This is a genomic window from Paenibacillus sp. P32E (assembly GCF_001909085.1).
GTDB classification, from domain to species: domain Bacteria; phylum Bacillota; class Bacilli; order Paenibacillales; family Paenibacillaceae; genus Paenibacillus_AQ; species Paenibacillus_AQ helianthi.
In genome coordinates this window covers 76,672-99,162 of the sequence record NZ_LVYY01000008.1, presented here as the reverse complement: position 1 = coordinate 99,162, position 22,491 = coordinate 76,672, and the positions used below count along the sequence as shown (strand labels likewise).

At 55.3% G+C, this 22,491-nt stretch carries 20 protein-coding genes and 2 riboswitches; of the genes, 18 read left to right on the top strand and 2 right to left on the bottom strand.

Annotated features, from left to right (window positions below; all coding sequences use genetic code 11):
* Positions 1-29 precede the first annotated feature (29 nt).
* Together A3848_RS09210 and A3848_RS09205 are read left to right on the top strand one after the other, a co-directional pair.
* Positions 30-1,526, top strand: coding sequence for an alpha-N-arabinofuranosidase (locus A3848_RS09210; protein WP_074084657.1), 1,497 nt, complete (start codon positions 30-32; stop codon positions 1,524-1,526).
* A 13-nt stretch (positions 1,527-1,539) separates the two neighbouring features.
* On the top strand, positions 1,540-1,815 hold the full coding sequence (locus A3848_RS09205; protein WP_074084656.1) for a DUF6171 family protein: 276 nt from the start codon (positions 1,540-1,542) through the stop codon (positions 1,813-1,815).
* Between the two features lie 144 nt (positions 1,816-1,959).
* Here the strand turns inward: A3848_RS09205 and A3848_RS09200 are convergent, their stop codons facing one another.
* On the bottom strand, positions 1,960-2,898 hold the full coding sequence (locus tag A3848_RS09200) for an ArsR/SmtB family transcription factor (RefSeq protein WP_074084655.1): 939 nt from the start codon (positions 2,896-2,898) through the stop codon (positions 1,960-1,962).
* Between the two features lie 125 nt (positions 2,899-3,023).
* Positions 3,024-3,215, top strand: a riboswitch (cobalamin riboswitch).
* 198 nt (positions 3,216-3,413) lie between these two features.
* On the opposite strand from A3848_RS09200, the gene A3848_RS09195 reads away from it, so the two are divergent.
* The 16 genes from A3848_RS09195 (at position 3,414) to A3848_RS09105 (ending at position 20,835) form a co-directional block, all read left to right on the top strand.
* Complete coding sequence (locus tag A3848_RS09195; protein ID WP_074084654.1) at positions 3,414-4,181, top strand: energy-coupling factor ABC transporter permease; 768 nt, start codon at positions 3,414-3,416, stop codon at positions 4,179-4,181.
* Positions 4,178-4,483 (top strand): energy-coupling factor ABC transporter substrate-binding protein, encoded by a 306-nt coding sequence (locus A3848_RS09190; protein ID WP_074084653.1) that lies wholly within the window; start codon positions 4,178-4,180, stop codon positions 4,481-4,483. Before A3848_RS09195 ends, A3848_RS09190 begins: the two co-directional genes overlap by 4 nt.
* Positions 4,476-5,264, top strand: coding sequence for a cobalt ECF transporter T component CbiQ (gene cbiQ, locus A3848_RS09185; protein WP_074084652.1), 789 nt, complete (start codon positions 4,476-4,478; stop codon positions 5,262-5,264). Before A3848_RS09190 ends, cbiQ begins: the two co-directional genes overlap by 8 nt.
* Before the next feature lie 51 nt (positions 5,265-5,315).
* Positions 5,316-6,173, top strand: a complete 858-nt coding sequence (locus A3848_RS09180; protein WP_074084651.1) for an energy-coupling factor ABC transporter ATP-binding protein — start codon at positions 5,316-5,318, stop codon at positions 6,171-6,173.
* A gap of 105 nt (positions 6,174-6,278) precedes the next feature.
* Complete coding sequence (gene cobJ / locus A3848_RS31270; RefSeq protein WP_083612025.1) at positions 6,279-8,879, top strand: precorrin-3B C(17)-methyltransferase; 2,601 nt, start codon at positions 6,279-6,281, stop codon at positions 8,877-8,879.
* A 5-nt stretch (positions 8,880-8,884) separates the two neighbouring features.
* On the top strand, positions 8,885-9,664 hold the full coding sequence (gene cobK, locus A3848_RS09155) for a precorrin-6A reductase (RefSeq protein WP_074084650.1): 780 nt from the start codon (positions 8,885-8,887) through the stop codon (positions 9,662-9,664).
* A gap of 9 nt (positions 9,665-9,673) precedes the next feature.
* Positions 9,674-10,345: a precorrin-8X methylmutase gene (locus A3848_RS09150; protein WP_074084649.1), complete on the top strand. Its 672-nt coding sequence runs from the start codon at positions 9,674-9,676 to the stop codon at positions 10,343-10,345.
* A 54-nt stretch (positions 10,346-10,399) separates the two neighbouring features.
* Complete coding sequence (locus tag A3848_RS09145) at positions 10,400-11,551, top strand: cobalt-precorrin-5B (C(1))-methyltransferase (protein WP_083612023.1); 1,152 nt, start codon at positions 10,400-10,402, stop codon at positions 11,549-11,551.
* Positions 11,544-12,788, top strand: a complete 1,245-nt coding sequence (locus A3848_RS09140; RefSeq protein WP_074084648.1) for a bifunctional cobalt-precorrin-7 (C(5))-methyltransferase/cobalt-precorrin-6B (C(15))-methyltransferase — start codon at positions 11,544-11,546, stop codon at positions 12,786-12,788. The genes A3848_RS09145 and A3848_RS09140 overlap by 8 nt, the downstream gene beginning before the upstream one ends.
* Positions 12,789-12,829: 41 nt before the next feature.
* Entirely contained in the window at positions 12,830-13,558 is a 729-nt protein-coding gene (cobI, locus tag A3848_RS09135) for a precorrin-2 C(20)-methyltransferase (protein WP_244169714.1), read from the top strand.
* The gene (gene cobM, locus A3848_RS09130; RefSeq protein ID WP_074084647.1) at positions 13,555-14,358 is read left to right on the top strand and encodes a precorrin-4 C(11)-methyltransferase; all 804 of its coding nucleotides are present in this window, start codon (positions 13,555-13,557) and stop codon (positions 14,356-14,358) included. Before cobI ends, cobM begins: the two co-directional genes overlap by 4 nt.
* A complete protein-coding gene (locus A3848_RS09125) occupies positions 14,351-15,466 on the top strand; it encodes a cobalt-precorrin 5A hydrolase (protein WP_074084646.1) in 1,116 nt (371 codons plus the stop codon). Before cobM ends, A3848_RS09125 begins: the two co-directional genes overlap by 8 nt.
* Complete coding sequence (locus A3848_RS09120; protein ID WP_074084645.1) at positions 15,459-16,952, top strand: cobyrinic acid a,c-diamide synthase CobB; 1,494 nt, start codon at positions 15,459-15,461, stop codon at positions 16,950-16,952. The genes A3848_RS09125 and A3848_RS09120 overlap by 8 nt, the downstream gene beginning before the upstream one ends.
* Before the next feature lie 620 nt (positions 16,953-17,572).
* A complete protein-coding gene (locus tag A3848_RS09115; protein ID WP_305953394.1) occupies positions 17,573-18,454 on the top strand; it encodes an ROK family protein in 882 nt (293 codons plus the stop codon).
* Between the two features lie 280 nt (positions 18,455-18,734).
* Positions 18,735-19,754: an HRDC domain-containing protein gene (locus tag A3848_RS09110; RefSeq protein WP_074084735.1), complete on the top strand. Its 1,020-nt coding sequence runs from the start codon at positions 18,735-18,737 to the stop codon at positions 19,752-19,754.
* A 136-nt stretch (positions 19,755-19,890) separates the two neighbouring features.
* A complete protein-coding gene (locus A3848_RS09105) occupies positions 19,891-20,835 on the top strand; it encodes a 1-phosphofructokinase family hexose kinase (protein ID WP_074084644.1) in 945 nt (314 codons plus the stop codon).
* A 71-nt stretch (positions 20,836-20,906) separates the two neighbouring features.
* Here A3848_RS09105 and corA read toward each other — a convergent pair whose 3' ends face one another.
* Positions 20,907-21,842, bottom strand: coding sequence for a magnesium/cobalt transporter CorA (corA, locus tag A3848_RS09100; RefSeq protein WP_074084643.1), 936 nt, complete (start codon positions 21,840-21,842; stop codon positions 20,907-20,909).
* Between the two features lie 427 nt (positions 21,843-22,269).
* Positions 22,270-22,408: riboswitch (SAM riboswitch) on the top strand.
* Positions 22,409-22,491: the final 83 nt, after the last annotated feature.

Sequence of the window (22,491 nt, the reverse complement as noted above, 5' to 3'; positions counted from 1 at the left end):
TACATTAATCTTAGAGAGGCGGCATTGGAATGGCTCAGCGTGCAGTGCTTAACACGGATATCCGCAAGGGAACGATTAACCGGAACATTTATGGACATTTTTCCGAGCATTTGGGACGGTGTATTTATGAGGGGATCTGGGTAGGAGAGGATTCACCGATTCCGAATACCAAGGGTATCCGCAATGATGTGGTGAAAGCGCTTAAGGAGATCCAGGTGCCGGTGCTGCGCTGGCCGGGCGGATGTTTTGCCGATGAATATCACTGGAAGGATGGCATTGGGGAACGCGAAGGCCGCAAACGGATGATCAACACTCACTGGGGCGGTACGGTGGAGAACAACCATTTTGGAACGCATGAGTTTATGGAGCTGTGCGCTATGCTGGAGTGCGAGCCTTATATCAACGGTAATGTAGGCAGTGGAACGGTACAGGAAATGTCCGAATGGGTAGAATACCTGACCTTTAACGGCGTATCTCCGATGGCTGAGCTGCGCACGAAGAATGGCCGCGAGGAAGCGTGGGCTGTCAAGTATTTTGGTGTAGGCAATGAAAACTGGGGCTGCGGAGGCAATATGCGTCCTGAGTTTTATGCTGATCTGTACCGGCAGTTCCAGACCTACGTCCGCAACTACGGGGACAACAAGATTCACCGGATTGCTTGCGGGCCGAATTCGGACGATTATTACTGGATGGAAGTGTTGATGCGCGAAGCTGCCAAGTTTATGGACTCCATCACGCTGCATTACTATACCGTTCCCGGCGCAACTTGGGAGCATAAGGGTGCGGCTACCGGCTTTGAAACTTCGGAATATTTCACAACACTGGAAAAGGCGCTGCACATGGAAGAATTGGTATCCCGCCACAGCGTGATTATGGACAAATACGATCCTGAGAAAAGAGTCGGCCTGATCGTCGATGAATGGGGTACCTGGTATGATGTGGAGCCGGGCACGAACCCGGGCTTCCTGTATCAGCAGAACTCGATCCGCGATGCGCTGGTTGCCGGATTGACACTGAATATTTTCCACAAGCACAGCGACCGTGTGCGGATGGCGAATATTGCCCAGACGATTAACGTGCTGCAGGCCGTTATTCTTACCGAAGGCGAGAAAATGCTGCTGACTCCGACTTATCATGTATTTAATATGTACAAGGTGCATCAGGACGCCGAACTGCTTGATCTGACGCTGGACAGCGGTTCTTACAGCTATGACGGTAAGGAGATTCCGGAAGTATCCGCTTCGGCATCGGTAACAGCTGAAGGTGTCATTCATGTCAGCCTGTGCAACCTGAATCATGCATCCGCAGCGGTGCTTCCGCTGGAGCTGCGCGGACTTGCCGGTAAAGCGGTGCAGATTAACGGTACAACGCTTGCCGGGGCAACCATCGATGCCCATAACTCGTTCAGTGAGCCGGAAGCGGTTGCTCCGCAGCCGTTCACTGCCTTCAAGCTGGAAGGAGATACGCTTACTGTGGAACTGCCGGCGATGTCGGTAACGGTACTGGAAATTACACCGAACGCATAAAAGGAGTACTGTTATGGCCACAACCTCTGCCTGCAAAGGCTGCCGGGACGATTATAAAGTAACAGAAGCGCAGATCGCCCGTATACTGGCGTCATCGATGTTCAATGAAGGCAACACCGCTTCAGATCAGGTATATACGGAGCGGGTCGCCATCTGCAGGACCTGCCCCAAACAGCAGGATGGCGTAACCTGCACGGCCTGCGGCTGCATCATACCGGTTGTGGCCCGGCTGAAAGCGCGCGGTTGTCCGCTTCCCGGCGGCGGTCTATGGCAGCCTGTTAACGAATAGGCGCGTACAGAAGTCGTCAGGCCAGGCAGTCTAGAATACAGCATTGCATGAATATGACTGAACCCAAAACCCCCGAATTCCACCAGTTTGGTAAACTGTGGAACTCGGGGGTTCTTATTTTTGTTCACTCACGTATAAGCAGGCTTAAGCAGATCCAGCCGCCTCACTGCTATCCGGCATATCTGTATAGTATAGATCAACCAGCATGTCTTCGTTATAATTGCCAAACCCTTTGCCGAACAGGGTAAGGCCCCCGATATGCTCGGCGTCTTCTTCCACTGAAAGCATGAACGTCCATTGTTTGCTGCGAATGCCCACCTGGTCAAGCGTAACCTCAGACAGTTTATGACCATCCATAAAAGTGCCCTTGGGCGTAACCCTCAGCTGCTTGAGCAATCCATATTGATTGGTGAGTGCAGGCCACCAGGAGGGTGTATATTTGCCCTGTCTGTCTCCGTAATCGCCGGGACTGGTCCAAAAGCCAAGTTTGTGCCCGTTCAGGGTGAAGGTGATGTCCGAAGGCCAATTGTTATTGATGGACGGCGCTTCTGAGGCAATCTCCATCGTTATAACCAGTTCCTCGGGCTGCTGGCTGGACAGTAGAAAGTTGGGGATTTTATATTCGACATACCCCTTGCCAAACCAGAGAATACCGGCATTCATCCGCTCCAGATCCCAGAAATAACGCGGATCGTCAAAGTTGCCGATGATTTGCTCAGTGGTAGCCAGTCCGCAGGTTGGTTCGATCTGGAAATTGGAATAATGCCCGACTGGAATCTCTTTCCGGTGGCATTTACGCTCTATTTTGTCTTGGCCCGGGAACAGAATCTCAGCATGGTCCACGTCAATCGTGCAGATCTTCTGCAGGCCGCTCCGTCCGGGAGCCATATGGGTGCGGATCAGCCCGGCGGCTTCCAGCTTACGCACATGCATAGTCATGATCGCACTGCTGAGTTTGACCGATCCGGCTAATTCCTTGACATTCATGGGCTGAACGGCGAGCAGACGGAGCATATGCAGGCGTACAGAGCTGGATAATGCTTCGTACACCGGCAGGGATTCTTCAGTAAGATCAAGTTTCATGAAAGGCCTCCGATTCAGGATTATAGTTAATAATTATATTACTCAAGTGGCATTCTTACAAGCTTCCTGCGGCTGCACTTTTATCACAGACATGTATGAGCGATGTCCGCTATGATGTACAGGATGAATCAGCGACGAAACAAGGTGCCTTTGATTGTATATCAAGGGATAACAGGGAATCGGGTGCAACTCCCGAGCGGTCCCGCCACTGTAAGGAAGAGCCGGCTTTCAAAAGGTCACTCGGTGATAGCTCCGGGGAAGACGAAAGCCATGCTGTGATCCCGAGCCAGGAGACCTACCTTGTTTGCGCACACACGACTCTACGCGGATAGGAGCGGTGTACGAACGGATGATCAGATGGGGGTGCGCTGCTTGTTTTGGCGGCGGAGCAGCCTTCTCTTTGTGATCTGAACACGTACATATAACTCCCACCCCCTCAGGGCGGGAGTTTTTGGTTTGAAAGGTAAGAATGTACATGTCTCATGCTTATCAGAATTAAGGATGGAGGTTTAAGAATGGATAAACGCAGTTTTTGGCGCTTTGCAGCGCTGGTCTGTGTATTTGCCGTTTATTTGTTGCTGAATGAACCGGGCACAGCTGAAGCGATGCACATTATGGAGGGATTTTTACCGGTAGAATGGGCGTTGTTCTGGTGGGTGGCCTTTCTGCCATTCTTTTTGCTTGGAGTCCGTAAGCTTACCCGAATTACCCGGGACAATCCCGAGCTGAAGCTGCTGATGGGTCTGTCGGGTGCCTTCACATTTGTGCTGTCCGCCCTCAAAATGCCGTCGGTAACCGGAAGCAGCTCCCATCCTACAGGGACGGGACTTGGCGCTGTGATGCTGGGGCCGCTGCCGATGAGTGTGATCGGATCGGTTGTGCTGTTGTTCCAGGCACTGCTGCTGGCGCACGGCGGAATTACTACACTTGGCGCGAACGCCTTCTCCATGGCGGTGGCCGGACCTTTTGCCGGTTATGCGGCCTATAGGCTGATCATGAAACTGAATGGCCGGGAAAAGCTGGCGGTGTTCTGTGCGGCTGCGGTAGCGGATCTGATGACTTATGTCGTCACTTCCTTTCAGCTTGCGGTGGCTTTTCCGTCGGCAGATGGCGGCGTGCTGGCTTCCTTTGCTAAATTTGGCGGTATATTTGCCGTGACCCAGATTCCGCTGGCAGTCAGCGAAGGACTCTTGACCGTGCTGCTCTGGAACTGGCTGAAGGCTTACAGTCCGCAGGAGCTGTCACTGCTCAAACGTGCAGCCGGGGGAGGCGGCGAACGGTGAAGAACAAATGGAGAAACCTGTTGATGCTGCTCGCAGTGATTCTGCTGGTGGTCCTGCCGCTTCTGCTCGTGAACGGGGATTTCGGCGGAGCCGATGACGCGGCCGAGAGTGCAATCACGGAGATTGATCCCACATACAAGCCCTGGTTCAAACCGCTGGCTGAGCTGCCGGGTGAGACGGAGAGCATGCTGTTCGCGCTGCAGGCAGCCCTTGGTGCAGGAGTGATCGGCTATACGCTGGGTCTCTTGAGGGGAAGACAGGACCGGCAGAACCAGCAGAACCGGCAGAAGCTGAATGATTAGAAGAATGGATGCGTTATCCTGCAACAATGCCCTGAGGCAGCAGTCCCCGATGTGGAAGAGCCTTTTTGCGGCAGTTATGTTCATACTCGCTTATGTGCTGCATCCGGCGCTTCAGATGCTTATTGCACTCTGGATGATGCGGTGGTGTCTTCTCTACGCCAAAATCCCCCCGCGCGCTTATGGCCTTCTTGTCGGGACAGCGTTGTTGTTCTTCGGCCTCAGCCTGCCGGCATTGCTGGTGGAGTTCGGCCATCCGGCTGCCGGAGAGGCTTCTTGGCATCTGCAGATTCCAGGCATGTCCCTGGTTCTGTACATGACCCCGGCAGGGGGAATGCGGGCTGTGCTGCTGCTGGCCCGGGTGTCAGCCTGCCTGGCCTGCTGCCTGTTCATTATACTGACGACACCGTTTGGCGAGCTGCTGCAGGTGCTCCGCCGGCTGCGGATGCCGCAGATTGTGCTGGAACTGATGCTGATTATGTACCGCTTCCTGTTCCTGCTGGATGACACAGCCCATGGGCTGCTTCTGGCCAGGCGCCTGCGCGGCGGTCAAAGGGGCTTCTGGTCGAAGCTGCAGGAGGCTACAAGTATGGCAGCTTCACTGTTCGCAAACACCATGCACCGGTACTATGGGCTGTCGCAGGGGCTGGCAACCCGGGGATTTACCGGGGAGATTCTTTTACCGCCCTATGTGAAGCGCACAGTGCCGCGAAGGTTTGCCTTTGAAGCCTATGCCGGAATCGCGCTCCTGGTGGCTGCACAACTGTGGCTGCTATGGGCTTGATGCGAAAGATGATGATCCATGAAGTGAAGCCGCCTGGAGAAGAGGAGCCACATGAACATAGATTACAGTTTGGCCTTTGAAGATGTTGTATTTCATTATCCGGACACGATGGAGCCTGCACTCCGCGGGTTGACCGTGGCCGTCCCAAAGGGCTGTAAAACAGCCTTGCTTGGACATAACGGTTCCGGTAAATCAACGTTATTTCTCCATGCGGTAGGCCTGCTGCGGCCGCAAAAGGGTACGCTGCTGCAGGCGGGACTGCCTGTATCTTACGCCAAAAAAGAACTGGCCGCCCTGCGCCGCAGAGTCGGTCTGGTCTTTCAGGACCCTGAGCAGCAGCTGATCTTGAGCACGCCAATGGAGGATATCTCCTTCGGGCTGCGGGGCACCGGTATGGATGAGAAGGAAATTGCATCACGTTGTGCTGCCGTTCTGGAGCAATTGAACCTTACTGCTCTAAAGGATAAACCCATCCATCAGCTCAGCCTGGGCCAGAAAAAGCGCACAGCGCTTGCAGGCGTAATAGCGATGGAACCGGAGCTGATCTTACTCGACGAGCCAACGTCTTACCTGGACCCGCTGTCCGAGGCACAGCTTCTAGATGGCCTGGACAGTATACACCGTAAGGGCACAACTGTGGTTATGGCCACGCATGATATGAATCTGGCTTACCGCTGGGCGGACTGGATCATCGTGCTCGATCATGGCTCCTGCCGGGCCGCCGGAACGCCGGATGATATTTTTGCGGGGCCGGAGACGCTGCAGGCGATTGGCCTGGAGCTCCCGCTGCTGGCTGAGCTGTGGCACAGTCTGCCCCTACACGTAACGCAAGGAGTCACGGCTCCCCGGAATGCCGGGGATTTCAAGGCGCTGCTTGGCAGTCTGCTGGGTGAAAGGATGGGCGGGTAGTGTCAGACTAGCCAGTTGGTTAGGAACTACGGTGCGGGTTAATGCGCTGATGCAGGCCATAGAGGAAGCAGTTGAACAGCATTACACACGAACGGGGGAACAAGAATGAACAAGCTAGGAAAGCTGCTGATTATCGGCTTTGGGCCTGGTGCTATGGAGCATATTACGGGCCGCGCTTTAACGGTGCTGGAAGAAAGTGAGGCCGTGATCGGCTACAGCACTTATGTGGACTTGATCCGGCCACTGCTGCGCCATCAGGAAGTTGTCGGTACAGGCATGACCGAGGAGGTCAGCCGGGCCCAGGAAGCGGTTCGCCGGGCCGAAGCCGGGCAGACCATTGCGGTCATCTCCAGCGGAGACGCGGGTGTATATGGAATGGCGGGGCTGGTCTACGAAGTGCTGATCGAACGGGGCTGGACCCCCGACACTGGTGTAAAGGTCGAAGTGATTCCAGGGATATCGGCCATTCAATCCTGCTCCTCACTGCTAGGGGCACCGATTATGCACGATTCCTGCACGATCAGCCTGAGTGACCATCTTACGCCTTGGGAGAGCATTGCGGCACGTGTAGAAGCGGCGGGAGCCGCGGACTTCGTAATTGCCTTTTACAATCCGCGCAGCGGGAAGCGTACACGCCAGATTGAAGAGGCCCGCCAGATTCTGCTCCGCTACCGGGATCCTGCCACTCCGGTCGGGATCGTAAAAAGTGCCTACCGTGACCGGCAGCAGACCATCGTCACTACGCTTCAGGATATGCTGAATCATGAGATCGGCATGCTCTCGACGGTGATCGTTGGGAATTCCGCCACAATAGTCTATGAAGGCCTCCTGGTTACACCGCGCGGCTACGGGCGCAAGTATAGCCTAGGCGCAGATACGCAGGTATTGAAGCCGCATGAACGGCTGCGGACCTCAGCGGAGCCTTGGTCGCTGGCGGCGGCACTGGCAGGCGGTGAAGCTTCCACTACTGGGCAGACCTTGGCTGGTCCGGTACTGAAAGTGCAAGCAGAACGTGAAACGGATGCAGTGAACGCGGGAGCGGTGCTGAACGGCGGGTATCCACCGGAAGTCAATGAGCCCGCAGCGGTAGGGCTAAACGAATCGCCTCCGGGCGACTACGTGAAGGTGAAAACCTGTGGCTTTTGTGACTTGAGAAAAGAAGGTGCCCGGGCAGCGGCAGAACGGTTATTTCAACAGCTGAACGGCCGGTCTACGCCTAGAGAACTGCAGATCAGCGTAACTGGCTGCGGGATGGCGTGCAACTCAGCGGTGCTGGAGGATATCGGCCTTATCTATTCCAAAGGAAGCTTTGAACTGTACCTTGGCGGCAAAAAATCCGGACGTGCCGCACATGCGGGCACACGGGTCCGTGAGGGAATGAACGAAGAGGAAGCGATAGCCGCTGTAACAGCGGTTGTGGAACAATACTGTGCGCAAGGCTATCCGAATGAGCGGTTTTATACTTTTTTTGAACGGATGGGCCGGGGAATTGCTGTGAACTTCACAAGTTCGAAGAGCATACTGCATGCTGAACACAAGCATCTGCAGAACCCGGAAAGTGCCCGCCGGAGAACGGCTGTGCTGTTAGTAGGACATGGCAGCCGTGTGGAAGAGGGGAATGAGGAGCTGCGGAGTTTCACCAGCTTGCTGGCTGCACGGAGGCCGGAGCTTACGATTGAAACCTGCTTTATCGAGTTGTCGGCCCCATCCATTTCCGAAGGGATAGATCAATGTGTGCGTGGAGGAGCCGGCAAGGTCTATGTGGTGCCGATTATTTTGTTCGCGGCGGGACATTCCAAGCTGGATATTCCGATGGCTCTGGATCAGGCAAAGCTGATATATCCGGGTGTGGAATTTATCTATGGCCGACCGATTGGTGTGCAGGAGAGAGCGGTAGACATTCTGATGGACCGCATCGCCGGGGCTATGCCGTTGTCGCGGCCGATTCAGGCATCTGCACGGCGGGAGACGGCGGCTGTACTGTCAGAGGAAGAGGTCAATGTACCAGATGAAGACACCATTGTGCTGATCATGGGCCGGGGAGGAAGTGACCCGGATGCGAACAGTGACCTCTGTAAACTTACACGGATGCTCTGGGAAAGAACTTCCTATAAAAGCGTCGAGGCCTGCTTTATTGCCATGGCCAAGCCTTCGCTGAACGCAGGGTTGGAACGGTGCCTGGCACTTGGCGCACGTAAAATCATCGTGCTGCCGTATTTATTGTTCACTGGGGTGCTGATGAAGCAGTTCAGCGAAACGGTGAACGATTTTGCCGAAGCTCATCCGGAGATTGAAGTAGAGGCAGGGAGCTATCTAGGCTCACACCCGCTGCTGTCCGCTATGCTGCTGGATCGGATTGATGAGACTATAGCAGGCCGGACCGCAGCCAACTGCGACAATTGCAAATACCGCGATGAAGCATCCATTCATCACCACCATCACCACCATCACTGTGAAGAGGGGCATAATCATGGCTCCCATGGGGGAGAAGGTCATGGATGTGGTCACGGGCACGAATGCGGTCACGGGCATCATGGCGGACATCACGATCACGCACAAGATCACGCACAAGATCATCATGTCCACAACCATGAGACAACAGTAGGTGTACCTGCAACTGCGGCTGGAGAGGCGGCGGATACCCTGACCCCGTCTGATGTTTCACGGGATGTGCTGCACCCGGCAACGGCTCCAAAGGCGCGCTGACCGCGATGATATTTATGCTGTGTGGAACCAGTGATGCCCGTGAATTGGCGCTGACCCTGACTCGTGAAGGGCTTAGGCTGCTGGCGTCCGTCGTGACGGCAAGCGGTGCGGAACGCCTTGAAGCAGCAGGCATTCCGGCCAGAGTCGGAAGGCTGGATCAACAAGGAATGATCGCCTGTCTGCGGGAGAACGGCTGCAGCGCCATCATCGATGCAAGCCATCCCTTTGCACAGGAGGCGCATGCCCATGCGATGGGAGCTGCTGCTGCGCTAGGACTGCCCTATCTGCGGTATGAGCGGCGCAGCGTCAGTTATGACAAGCATCCACGATTGATTGTTGTGCATTCCTATGAAGAGGCTGCACGCAGGGCCAAGCAGCTGGGAGGCTCTATTATGCTGACTACCGGCGGCAAAACTTTAGAGATTTTTACAGAACAGCTGCTGGGTGATTCTGCGATCCGGCTGACAGTAAGACTGCTGCCCTGTCTGGAAAATATACAGAAATGCCTCTCCCTTGGGATAGAGCAGCGCAACATCATTGCGCTGCAGGGACCCTTTTCACGGGAACTGAACGAAGCATTGTACAGACAGTACGGTACACAAGTAATGGTTACAAAAGAGAGCGGCGCCGAAGGTTCCCTCGATGAGAAGGTTTATGCGGCGCTCGATATGGGAATCTGCGTCATTTTGATTGCCCGCCCCGAAACGGTCTTTGGAGATAGCAGCCGGGTGTATCAGTCTTTTGAAGAGATGGTCTCCGCGGTTACAGCTTGTATTAAGAAATGAGGGATAGCTATGGAGTTTGGCACGGATTTTAAGCCGCTTACGGTGCAGCCGCAGGAAATAGAAAGCCTGAGCTTTCAGATGATTACCCGGGAGCTGGGGGAGCATGAATTTAGCCCTCTACAGTACCCGGTTGTGCAGCGGATTATTCATGCTTCTGCCGATTTTGAACTAGGACGGAGTCTGGTGTTTCATCCCCGGGCGATGGAGGCGGGAATTTCCGCTATTTTGGAAGGGAAGCCGATTATCGCAGATGTGCGTATGGTGGAAGCCGGGATTGCCAAGGAGCGGATTCACAAATACGGCGGCGAGGTCCGGGTACATATCTCTGATCCGGATGTGATTGAGGCTGCCAAGGCGGAAGGGACAACCCGCGCCATCCTCGCAACCCGCAAAGCCTGCGCCGAAGCGCCTGGCGGGATCTATGTGATTGGCAATGCACCAACGGCGCTGCTGGAATTGATCCGTCTGATCAAAGAAGGTGCTGCACAACCGGGACTCGTGATCGGCATGCCGGTCGGTTTTGTATCTGCTGCCGAGTCGAAGGATGAGCTGCGCAAGCTGGATATTCCTTATATCACTAACATCGGACGCAAGGGCGGAAGTACGGTTGTGGTTGCAGCAGTCAACGCACTCAGCCTGCTGGCCGTCCGTCAAGCGGCAGAATCACAGAAACAGGGATAGTAGAGCGGTGGGGAAAATACGCTAAAACAGCAGAGAAAGGGGGGCATTCAGCTCATGGGACAACAGGAGTCACTTGATTTGCAGGGCCGTAAGCCCAGCGCGGATTTGGGGGATGGTGACCCCCCGGCGGCACTGCGCCGGGGCTACACGACGGGTGCCTGTGCTGCCGCAGCCGCCAAAGGCGCAGCACTTCTGCTGATTACGGGCGAAGTTCCTCAGCGTGTGGAGATTGGTTTGCCCGCCGGTTTCCGGCATACGTTCGAGCTGACGGGGGGCGGTCGCAGCGGCATGGACTCGGCATTCTGTGCAACCGTAAAGGATGCCGGAGATGACCCGGATGCGACACATCGGGCCAGGATTGAGGCAGCTGTAAGCTGGAGCGATATACCTGGCGTAGAGATTGATGGCGGCAAAGGTGTGGGGAGAGTGACCAAGCCGGGATTGCCGGTGCCGGTTGGGGAAGCAGCGATTAATCCGGTGCCCCGGCGCATGATCCTGGAGGAGGTATCCGAGGTGCTTGAGGAGCATGGCGCCGCCCGGGGGCTGCGGGTGGTCATCAGTGTGCCGGAAGGCGAAGCCATTGCACTGAAAACGTTAAATCCCCGGCTTGGCATCCTCGGCGGCATTTCCATCCTGGGCACGCGCGGCGTGGTAACGCCGTTCTCCACCGAAGCCTATAAGGCGAGCGTGGTGCAGGCGATTTCAGTCGCTGCGGCAATGGGAAACCAACAGATTATTTTGACCACCGGCGGCAGCAGTGAGAAATATGCTATGGCGATGTTCGAAGCGCTTCCGGAGGAAGCTTTTATCCAGATGGGGGAATATGTCGGCTACTCGCTGGAACATGCCAAGGCCTTGGGAATCCGCAAAGTTACGCTGGTAGGAATGGCAGGCAAGTATTCGAAGGTCGCGCAGGGCGCCATGCTGATTCATTCCAAACATGCTCCGGTCGACTTCAGTTTTCTGGCCAGGATAGCAGCGGAGTCGGGGGCAGATTGCGGACAGGTAGCGGAGATTGCCGGAGCCAATACAGCCTCACAGGTTGTGGACTACATGACGGAGGCCGGGAATGGCGTTTTTTTTGAGCAGCTGTGCCTGCATGCCTGCAGGCATTGTCTGGAGCATGTGCATGGCGGCATGACGGTGGAGATGGTGCTGATCACCATGAAGGGCCGGGTGCTGGGAAGGACGGAGATCCGTGGCTGACATTATATATATTATTGGTATCGGTGAGGACGGAGCCGGAGGCTTGACCCCGGATAGCCTGAGCAAGGTGCATAGAAGCGAAGTGCTGCTCGGAGGGGAGAGGCAGTTATCTTTTTTTAACACCTACCAAGGGGAAAAAATTGTGCTGAAGAACGGCCTGAAGGCCTTTGCAGACAAACTGGAGGAAGTATGGAAAGAGCGCCGTGCCGTGGTGCTGGCTTCGGGAGACCCGCTGTTTTTTGGCATTGCCGGGTATCTGGTCCGCAGATTCGGCCCGGAGCATGTCGAGGTGATTCCGCATTACAGCAGTGTGCAGCTTGCGTTTGCCCGTCTCGGGGACAGCTGGCAGGATGCGGAATTGGTCAGTCTGCACGGCCGTCCGATACGGGGGCTGGCCCAGCGGATCGACGGTAAGCGCAAAATCGCTTTGCTGACCGATGAGGTCAACAGCCCTGCAGTCATAGGAGCCTATTTATGCGAGTTTGGAATGACGGAATATGAGGCATTTGTCTGCGAGCGGCTGGGCGGGGAAGAGGAGGTCTGCCGGTTCTGGGAGCTGGATGAGCTGGGAAAAGGGAGCTTTGCTCCGCTGAACGTGGTGATCCTGCGGCGCAAGACGGAGGCCGTCCGTGAAGTGCGGCGGGGATTTGCCTATCCCGACGAAACCTTCCAGCAGCGGCGTCCGGAGAAAGGCCTGATCACGAAGCGCGAGGTGCGGGCCTTTGTCCTGTCAGAGCTGAATTTATCCGAGGACGCAGTGGTCTGGGATATCGGTTCCGGATCGGGGGCAGTGGCGGCGGAGTGCGCGCGGATTGCCCGCCTCGGCAAGGTGTACGCCCTTGAAAAAAGTGCGGAGAACCTGCCCAACATGGAAGCCAACCGCCGTAAATTCCGCGCTGATTTTGAGATCATCCATGACACAGCACCCCTTGGCCTGAACCGGCTGCCGGACCCGGATGCGGTGTTTATCGGCGGCAGCGGAGGCAACCTGAAGGAGATTATTTTCCTCTGTGCTCAGCGGCTGCGGCCCGGAGGGCGGCTTGTTATCGGAGCGATAACGATTGAGACGCTCTATTCCAGTATGGAGTCGCTGAAGCTTGAAGGAATGGCTGTCGAAGTGACGCAGATTCAAGCTTCCCGGGGGAAGCCGATTCTCGGCATGACCCGGTTTGAGGGGATGAACCCCGTTTACGTGGTAAGCGGCCACAGGCAGGACTGCAATAACGCAAAAGATTAGGATGCAGCACTTACTTAGCAGTACATAGGAGGGAAGCGCAGATGACAACACAAGAAATGGATAACAGGACCGGCACCTTGTACGGTGTGGGCGTGGGTCCAGGTGATCCTGAGCTGATTACACTGAAGGCCTGCCGTTTGCTGAAGGAATGTCCGGTGATTGCCTACCCGGCTACCAAAAAGGGCGGGAAATCCTATGCCCACGAGATTGTAGAGCTGCATGTCAATGCAGACGAAAAGGTTATGCTGGGCCTGGTGTTCCCGATGACCAAAGACCCGGATCTCCTGGCCGGCGGCTGGAACCGTACGGCAGAGCTGTGCTGGAACGAGCTGAAGCTGGGCCGGGATGTTGCTTTTGTGACGGAGGGCGATCCGAATCTGTACAGCACCTTCATTCATCTGGCCCGGCTGATGCAGGAGCAGCATCCAGGTGTACCGGTTGTTTCAATTCCGGGGATTTCGTCGGTGCTGGGGGCCGCTGCGGCGCTGGAACAGCCGCTTGCCGACGGCAATCAGCGGGTGGGGATTATTCCGGCTACGGACGACCGCGAGGCGCTCAAGGAGGCGTTGCTGCATCATGATACAGTAGTGTTTTTAAAGGTGGCGAAGGTACTGGACCTGGTGCTGGATGTGCTGGACGAGCTGGGCCTTGAAGGAAAAGCATCTGTAGTCACCAAGGTGACCTCCCCGTATGAAACGGTGTGGCGGGATGCACGCGAGCTGCGTGGTCATGAGCTGGAATATCTGAGTCTTATGGTGGTGAGCAAATGACGAAGTCGAGCTTGGAGCCAAAGGTTTATATTGTAGGAGCCGGCCCGGGTGATCCCGAACTGATTACGGTAAAAGGCAGCCGGATCCTGCGTTCCGCGGATGTGGTGCTCTACGCAGATTCATTGGTTAGCGGGGAGCTCATTGCCGGCGCCAAGCCGGGAGCCGAGGTGCTGCAGAGCTCGGGAATGGATCTCGAGCAGCAGGTAGAGATCATGGCAGCGGCGGTAAAGAAGGGGAAGAGCGTAGCCCGCGTCCATACTGGCGACCCTTCCATGTACGGGGCGATTCTGGAGCAGATGTCGCTGCTGAAGCTGTGCGGTGTCAGCTATGAGATCGTACCGGGGGTCAGCTCTGTATTTGCTTCCGCGGCGGCGCTGGGCGCCGAGCTGACGGTACCGGACCTGACGCAGACGGTGATTCTGACCCGTGCCGAAGGGCGGACGCCGGTGCCGGAGCGGGAGCAGCTGCGGCAGCTGGCTTCGCATCACTGCACCGTAGCCCTGTTCCTCAGCGCTTCACTGGCGGGACATGTGTCTGCAGAGTTTCTCGCTGCCGGGTGGAGTCCGGACACGCCTGTGGCTGTTGTGAAGCGGGCGACCTGGCCGGACCAGCAGATTCTGCGGACAACGGTGTCCCGTCTTGCAGATGATCTGCGGGATGCGGGCATTACCATGCATGCGATGATCCTCGCCGGCTGGGCGCTTGATCCGGCGCTTACTGATCGTGATCAGCACCGTTCCAAGCTGTACGACAAGACGTTTACCCACGGCTGCCGGGAAGGAGCCGAATCCGATGGCTAGCCGGTATGCGGCGGTTGCTATTACCACAAACGGCATCCGTCTGGCGCTGAAGCTGGGAGCGCTGCTTGCGGATACGGAGGTGTATGGTTATGCCAAGTACAGCGGAGACTTGCAGGAGACTTCAAGCGCCCTCCAGGTGTTCGCGGAGCCGGTCAGAGAGCTGCTTCCGAAGCTGTTCCGGCAGTACGAAGGGATTATTCTATTCTTTTCGCTGGGGGCGGCGGTCAGGCTGATAGCTCCTCTGCTGACGGATAAAAGAACCGACCCCGCCGTCATCGTTATTGACGAAAGCGGAGAGCATGTCATCAGCATGCTCTCCGGGCATCTGGGCGGGGCCAACAGGCTGACGCTGCAGATCGCGCAGCTGCTGGACAGCCATCCGGTGATCACTACCGCCTCGGATGTGCAGGGCATCTTCGCCGTGGATCTGCTCGGTGCAGAGTTCGGCTGGCGCGCAGACCACTTCGCGCCGATGAAAACGGTCAGTGCCGCCCTGGTCAACGGGGAGGCGGTGGCCTTCCTGCAGGAGAGCGGCGAACGCAGCTGGCTGCCGCCGGGAGCGGTTCTGCCTGCCCATGTCCGCCTCTGCGGAAGCATGGCAGAGCTGCAGGAAGCACCGTTCAGCGCGGCGATCGTGGTCACGGACCGGCTATTGACCGGGCCGGAGTCGGCGGCACTGGGCGAGCGGGCCGTAGTCTACCGTTCGCGCAGCCTTGTGCTTGGGCTCGGCTGCAACCGTGGCACCTCGCAGGAGGAGCTTGAAACGGTGGTGCAGGATACACTGGTGGAGCTGGGGCTTTCGCTTCTTAGTGTCCGCAATGTTGCCACCGCAGGGATCAAAGGGGATGAAGCTGGTCTGGTAGCCTTATGTGCAAAATACGGCTGGAAGTTGGCCTTATATTCGCCGGAGCAGCTGAATACGGTCGTGCTGGAGCAGCCTTCGGAGACGGTCTTTAAGGCGACTGGAGCTTACGGCGTCTGCGAGCCGGCAGCCCTGCTGTCCTCAGGTGCCCGCGATCTTGTGCTCAAGAAGAAAAAAAGCGGTAATGTAACCATTGCTGTAGCGAGAGTCAGGTTTAACGAAGCGGGGGAGAGCTTGCATGAATGAGGAGAGCAGAGCGGAGCGGGAGCGGCCTTCACAGCTCCGTCCGCGCTTTGTGGTGGCCGGCACAGGCAGCGGATCAGGCAAAACAACGGTGACACTGGGACTGCTCCGGGCGTTTGCCCGGCGCGGTCTTACCGTACAGGCCTTCAAATGCGGCCCGGATTATATCGATCCTGCCTACCACGCGGCTGTGACGGGACGGCCGGCCCGGAATCTGGATGCCTGGATGACCTCCAGCGAATATATGCTGGAGTATTATTTGCGTTCCTCGGAGGCCGTCGATCTGTCGGTCATTGAAGGCGTTATGGGGCTGTATGACGGTAAAGAGGCGACCGCGCTTACCGGATCAACGGCGGAAATTGCCCTGCTCACGGATAGTCCGGTGCTGCTGGTGGTGGATGTGCGCAGCATGGGCCGCAGTGCGGCCGCGATTGTCCTAGGCTTCCAGTTGCTGGAGCCAGGGGTGCATATCGCAGCAGTGATCGTGAACTGCTGCGGCAGCGCCAGCCATTACCGGACAGTCAAAGCGGCGATTGAAGTGGCTTGCCATATTCCGGTCATCGGATGGCTGGAACGGGACCGGGGACTGGATATCCCGGAGCGGCATTTAGGACTGCTGCCTGCTGTCGAACGCGGTGAGCTGGAGCCGTTATTCGACCGCGCCGCAGACCTGCTGGAGGCCGGTACCGATCTGGATCTGCTGCTGGAGCTTGCTGCGGCAGCGCCGGCCCTTCGCTATCCTAAAGCGAAGGGACTTGGGTCGGACGAGGTTTCAGCAGCCGGGAAACCGTCAGAGGATACTCCCCAAGCGATGGTCACTGCATATGATCCTGCGCCGGTCATCGCTGTTGCACGGGATGCGGCATTCAATTTTTATTATGCCGATAATCTGGAGCTGCTGGCCCAAGCCGGGGCAAGGCTGGCTTACTTCAGTCCGCTTAGCGGCGAGGGTGTACCGCCACAAGCAGACGGAATCTACATCGGTGGCGGCTTCCCGGAAGAATTTGCTGCCGGGATCGCCGGAAATAGTATCTTCATGGATGGCCTAAGGGCTGCTGCGGCAGCCGGGATGCCGCTGTACGCGGAATGCGGCGGCTACATGGTGCTGGCCCGGAGTCTTACCGACCGGAGCGGGGCTATGCATCAAATGGCCGGGATTATCCCCGCTGACACGGTCATGCAGAAGCAGCGCGCTGCACTCGGCTACCGCGAAGTAACCGCCCGGGCAGACTGCCTGTTACTGAAGCAGGGAGAACGCCTGCGTGGTCACGAATTCCACTATTCCCAGATGAACTATGCACAGGGAGAGTCACAGTTGTATGCCTATGACAGTCATGGCAGAAGCGGCAGCCAGCCGGAAGGGTATGTATCCGGGAATGTCATGGCAGCCTATGCGCATATCCATCTGGCTTCCTATTTTCCGGCAGCAGCCCGGCTTGTAGAAGCCTGCCGTATCTACCGCAGGAGAAAGACAGGCTTCTCGCAGTAATAAGGCTAATGCCTAAGAAGGAGAAGTGATTTTGGCTGACCAGAATGGATTGTTCGCACATTTGGGGGACGGTGAAGCCTTTCAAGCCATGACCTTAGTGGAAAAAGTAAAACTAAATCGCTGATATACGCTCCGAAAAAGAGTTTAGTGGGACGGAATAGACTTAATTCAAGCGAATTTACCATTTTAGGATCAATTGGACCAGATTAAGTCTACTTTTTCCCACTACAGGTGATGGGTCAGCCATACGGCACAGATTAAGTCTACTTTTTCCACATCGGTTCGCTCCAGCCTGGCGGATGCGTAACGTGAGGTGAATTTATTCTACTTTAATTTTACTAAATCGGCTCTGATCCTGAGTGTGGTAGAAGCCTGGACTTCCGTCTACTAACTAGTTTCTTTTTTGATGTGTCAACCGCTTGTCATATATCAGCAGGCCACGTATAATAAGGCATAAACCACCCATGCCGCTCTTTCTGCGGCACTATCAGAGGATGGAATTTCAGAGAAGACCCTCGATTTGGCTGGGTCCAATCCGAGGCTATATTTCAGAAGAGAACGCTCTATTACACGGATGGCCTGTCTACGGCCGAACGTTTATGGGAAGGGAGAATGCTGCAGTGAAAGTACTTGGAGCTATTGAAGCAGGGGGAACAAAGTTTGTATGCGGGATTGGAAACGAGGACGGTACGATTATCGACCGGGTCAGCTTTCCGACGACCACACCTGAGGAAACAATGGGGCTTGTGCTGGATTATTTTAGCGGGAAAAATGTAGAAGCCATCGGCATTGGCTCATTCGGTCCTATTGATCCGGTGATTGGCAGCCCGACCTACGGCTACATCACAACCACCCCTAAACCCTATTGGGGACAATATAATTTGGTTGGAACGGTTGCCGGGCATTTTTCAGTACCTATCGGCTTCGATACGGATGTGAATGGTGCGGCGCTGGGAGAATACAAGTGGGGTGCGGCCCAAGGGCTGGACAGTTGTCTCTATATCACAGTCGGCACAGGAATTGGGGCTGGTGCGGTAGTGGGAGGTAAGCTTGTTCATGGCCTGTCTCATCCCGAAATGGGACATATTCTTGTGCGCCGCCATGCGGAAGATACTTTTGAAGGTTTTTGTCCTTATCATGGCGATTGCCTGGAAGGACTGGCGGCAGGTCCGGCGATTGGCACCCGCTGGGGCAAACCGGCAGGTGAGCTGCCGGCGGATCATCCGGCCTGGGCAATGGAAGCCCACTATCTGGCGCATGCGCTGATGAATTACGTGCTTATTCTCTCGCCGCAGAAGATTGTCATGGGTGGCGGAGTCATGAAGCAGAGCCAGCTTTTCCCGCTGATTCATACACAGCTTCAGGAGCTGCTGGGCGGCTATGTTCAGCATCCTGCACTGAATGAGGCCATCGGCAGCTATATTGTTCCGCCGCAGCTCGGGGATAATGCGGGTCTTTCCGGAGCGCTTGGACTGGCTAAGCTGGCATTGGACCGGGAGTAGCGGAGGCCGGCTAAGCCATTTTTGCCCGGAATAAAAAGAGATTGACTGTTTCGCTATAAATAGGTATTGTAAGCATTAACAGTATAGCATCCAGAGGAAGCACCTCTTTCACGCAATTCGTGAGAGAGGTGCTTTTTTGTGTGTAAATTTAAGGATGAGTAGCCTTCAGATTTTCAGCCATCCTTTATTATCCTGGGGCTTTGGCTTGTCCGGCAAAACTCGGAATCCGGCCAGCACGGGAATGATGCATACTGTAAGACGAGGAAGGTAGGGAATGCAGATGCAAATTGTATTTATGAACCGTTTATCCAGAATATCCGGGGCCGATCAGGAGGTATTCGCCCAGCTCTGGATCGGGGAAGAAGAAGGCCATTGGCGCCTTGGCTGGCGTGAATTCTCCGGTATAGAGGAAATGGGTGACAACTTGTGGTATGAAGGCGGCTCCTGGAATGAGATGCTTTGCGTTTACCGGCATGAGCTCGCGGTGAAGATGGGCGACGGTTATCGGCCACTGATTGATGGTTCCTTTCACGATGAGGACAGCCTCACCGGCACCCGCAATCAGGAACAGCTGAAACTGCAATATTTCAGCGAGCATCATGGCAACGAATCCGTCTATGAAGAGTTGTGCGCCTGGCGCCGGGGGAAGGCCTCCAGTGAACGGAAGGCGCCTTACATTCTTGCCAGCAACCGGCTGCTGCGGATGCTGAGTGCCTTTCTTCCCCGTACACCGGAGGAGCTGCTGCAAATTCCGGGTGTAGGCGAGGGCAAAGCCTCGCAATACGGCGGAGACTGGCTGAGCATCACCTCTGCCATAGAGCGGGAGCATAGTTTTCCACTGGGCTGGGTGCATCAGGCCGTTGATGAGGAGCGGTTTATGGCCTGGCAGTACAAGCAGAAGGAGCTGAAATACAAGAAGCAGCTGGAGCGGCTGCGGCTGCGAAGGGTTCTGCTGCAGGGAATCGAGGAAGGTCTTGGGATGGAGCAGTTGAAGGCACAGGGTGGTGTGAGCCGGCGTGAGGTGCTTGAAGCTGTAGAAGAACTGGAAAAAGACGGATACTCCGTGGAGAAGCTCATTGCACTTGAAATGGCGGATGTATCCCCCAACGAGCAAGCCGAGGTATGGACTGCCTACGAGCTTATGGGAGATACCTTCCTGAAGCCTGTCCTTTACAAAGCCTATGGGGAAGGCTTCTCTCCTGCAGAAGGGTTGGATGTCTACTATGAGCGGCTGCGCCTAATCCGCATCCGTTACCGGCGGGGGCAGGCGGTTCAACTAGGTGTGGCAACGAATTTCTAGGCAGTCTGGTCATCCTCTTCAGAATCATTATTGGAAGTGTCTTGATTGAAGCACTCCTCATGGAGACCTCCCTTTAGGAGAATACTGTATCTTGGAGTAAAATACATGTATTCCGAGTAAAAAGGAGAGAGACCCGATGATCGTAACATTAACGGTTAACCCCAGCGTAGATGCCAGCACAGGGATTGACAAGGTAGTACCGGACCACAAGCTGCGCTGCAAGGAGGCATCCTATAAACCTGGAGGTGGCGGGATCAATGTCTCCCGGGCTATCCACAGATTGGGCGGAGAGTCCTTGGCTCTGTATGCATCTGGCGGACTTCACGGGCAACTGCTGCATGAGATGCTGGGTATGGAGGGTGTCAGCCACCAGGAGATCCCGATTTCCGGACAGACGCGGGAAAATCTGATTGTCGTGGAGGAATCAACAGGGCAACAGTTCCGGTTTGACATGCCGGGCCCCCATTTTATTGAAGGCGACTGGGAGCAGTGCCTGGATCAATTGAAGTCGTTGACCGGGAAGCCTAGCTATATTGTGGCCAGCGGCAGCCTGCCTCCAGGCTGTCCGGCAGATTTTTATGGCCGCGTCATTGAGGCAGTGAAGCCATGGCAGGCGAAGGTTATTGTGGATACCTCGGGCGAAGCACTGCAAAAGGCTGCGGATGCCGGAGTATATCTGCTCAAACCCAATGCACGTGAGCTTGAGGAGCTGGCTGGACACGCAATTACAGGTGATGCGGAGGTTCGGGCAGCTGCGCTGGAGCTGATCGAGCAAGGACGGACAGAGGTAGTATTGGTATCCCTTGGCGGCGAGGGCGCTTTGCTGATAACAAGGGATGGCTGTGAACATCTCAAGGCTCCTGAAGTTCCTGTACTGAGTGTGGTGGGAGCCGGTGACAGTCTGGTAGGCGGGCTGGTCTACAGCCTGGAACGGGGCTGGCCGCTGCGCCGGGCCGTTCAATTCGGAATCGCCTCTGGAGCGGCGGCCGTAATGAACCCTGAGCGTCAGCTGTGTAAACGCGGAGATGCGGAACGATTGTTCGCGCAAATAGAGGCGGCAGATGCAGAAGCTCTAAAGTAAACCAAAAAGACGAAGGCTTCCTTACCATGCGGTATAGGGGGCCTTCGTCCTGCTTATTCGTCCAGTATGATTCATAGCCATTCCTTTTTACGGAATATAACCAGCATCCCGCAGCCAAGTGTAACCATGACGGCAATGACTCCATAGTAGCCGTACCGGGTATGGATTTCAGGAATATTATCAAAGTTCATCCCGTAGATCCCGGTGATGACCGTCAGCGGCATGAATATAGTGGTAATGGCGGTGAAGACTCTCATGATCTCATTGGCACGGTTGGCGATACTGGATTGGTAAGCTTCACGTAAGTTCCCCATGAGATCGCGGTACGTTTCAAAGGTTTCAGAGATCTTGACCGCATTTTCATAAATATCGCTAAAATACTTCTGCAGCTGATCATCGATCAGGCGGAGGTCTTTTTTGTTAAGTGTGTTGATAACTTCCTTCTGTGGTCCCAGCATTTTCTTCAACCAGAGAATTTCACTCCGCAGACCGATGATCTCGCTCAAATGCGATTTCTTGGTGTGCATCAGGATATCCTCTTCGAGTTTCTCAATCCGCGCTTCAATCCGGTCACCGACGGAGAAAAAGTTGTCTACGACAAGGTCGATCAGCAGATAGAGGAACCGGTCCGGCTCGCTGACTTCCTGCTCCCACAGAACGGGCTTCAGCACGCGCAGCTCGTGAATCTTTTGCTTGGTCACGGTAATAATGAAATGTCTGCCCAGAAACACGTTGAGTGCACGGAGGAAAATCTCCTCATCATCAAAACGGATGCTGTTAACTACAATAAAATAATGGCTTTCGTAAATTTCAAGCTTCGGGCGCTGATCCTCTTCACTGAGGCAGTCCTCCACGGCTAAATCATGCAGATTATACAAAGGCTGAAGCAGCTCCAGATCCTCAACATCCGCATCAATCCAATAAAATCCCTCTGCGGGGACAGTCAATGTTTCTTCAATGTCATCCACAGGGGTAAAAACTCCTGCGTTTACCAACCGGATTTTCATCTGATTCCACTCCTCTTGACCCTAGTCTTCTCCAGGGTCTGTGCTAATATAGGCACAGGGAAAAATCAGCTTGGCCGGAGGTACGGTCAATCCATGAGGCCAAATGACAGTTCGAGGGCATGAAGAAGAAATGCTCCCGCCGCCGGCAAGCTGATGTTAATCCTGTGTGGTTGCTCTTTCTGGACGCTTAACTGCGAACTCGGGTCGCCTTCCATTCTTCTCTCACCTCTTCTTTTCGTCAGGTAGGGCCTTTGAAACCCTTGTCTAGTATAACCTCCGGGTATAGGTCTTTCAAGCTAAATTCTTGAGGCTGTAAAGGACCCATTAGCATTGTATGGACTTGACGAAAAGGAGGTTCATGATTTAAAGTGAATTTTAAGAAAAGCATTTAACGTTATGTGACTTTTTCTCAATTGAATACAGCTAAATCTTATCAAGAGCAGGTGGAGGGACTAGCCCGATGAAACCCGGCAACCGGCGTGTGAACGCACGGTGCTAATTCTTGCGGAAGCTTTTGCAGGTAAGCCTTTCAGGCTGCTTGGCACAAGTTCTCTGGCAGATGAGAGAGGCGCATATGACTAACAGATATATGACCTTTCTCGCCCGAGAAAGGTCTTTTTTATATTCAGCTCAATGAAGGAGTGGAAAC

Excerpts from the sequence above, each read along its gene's own strand:
- cbiQ (WP_074084652.1), top strand. The coding sequence starts at position 4,476 with ATGATTAGAAGAATGGATGCGTTATCCTGCAACAATGCCCTGAGGCAG.
- A3848_RS09205 (WP_074084656.1), top strand. The coding sequence starts at position 1,540 with ATGGCCACAACCTCTGCCTGCAAAGGCTGCCGGGACGATTATAAAGTA.
- A3848_RS09125 (WP_074084646.1), top strand. The coding sequence starts at position 14,351 with ATGGCTAGCCGGTATGCGGCGGTTGCTATTACCACAAACGGCATCCGT.
- corA (WP_074084643.1), bottom strand. The coding sequence starts at position 21,842 with ATGAAAATCCGGTTGGTAAACGCAGGAGTTTTTACCCCTGTGGATGAC.
- A3848_RS09210 (WP_074084657.1), top strand. The coding sequence starts at position 30 with ATGGCTCAGCGTGCAGTGCTTAACACGGATATCCGCAAGGGAACGATT.
- A3848_RS09150 (WP_074084649.1), top strand. The coding sequence starts at position 9,674 with ATGGAGTTTGGCACGGATTTTAAGCCGCTTACGGTGCAGCCGCAGGAA.
- A3848_RS09105 (WP_074084644.1), top strand. The coding sequence starts at position 19,891 with ATGATCGTAACATTAACGGTTAACCCCAGCGTAGATGCCAGCACAGGG.
- cobK (WP_074084650.1), top strand. The coding sequence starts at position 8,885 with ATGATATTTATGCTGTGTGGAACCAGTGATGCCCGTGAATTGGCGCTG.
- A3848_RS09145 (WP_083612023.1), top strand. The coding sequence starts at position 10,400 with ATGGGACAACAGGAGTCACTTGATTTGCAGGGCCGTAAGCCCAGCGCG.
- A3848_RS09200 (WP_074084655.1), bottom strand. The coding sequence starts at position 2,898 with ATGAAACTTGATCTTACTGAAGAATCCCTGCCGGTGTACGAAGCATTA.
- A3848_RS09180 (WP_074084651.1), top strand. The coding sequence starts at position 5,316 with ATGAACATAGATTACAGTTTGGCCTTTGAAGATGTTGTATTTCATTAT.
- A3848_RS09110 (WP_074084735.1), top strand. The coding sequence starts at position 18,735 with ATGCAAATTGTATTTATGAACCGTTTATCCAGAATATCCGGGGCCGAT.
- cobM (WP_074084647.1), top strand. The coding sequence starts at position 13,555 with ATGACGAAGTCGAGCTTGGAGCCAAAGGTTTATATTGTAGGAGCCGGC.
- A3848_RS09120 (WP_074084645.1), top strand. The coding sequence starts at position 15,459 with ATGAATGAGGAGAGCAGAGCGGAGCGGGAGCGGCCTTCACAGCTCCGT.
- A3848_RS09195 (WP_074084654.1), top strand. The coding sequence starts at position 3,414 with ATGGATAAACGCAGTTTTTGGCGCTTTGCAGCGCTGGTCTGTGTATTT.
- cobJ (WP_083612025.1), top strand. The coding sequence starts at position 6,279 with ATGAACAAGCTAGGAAAGCTGCTGATTATCGGCTTTGGGCCTGGTGCT.
- cobI (WP_244169714.1), top strand. The coding sequence starts at position 12,830 with ATGACAACACAAGAAATGGATAACAGGACCGGCACCTTGTACGGTGTG.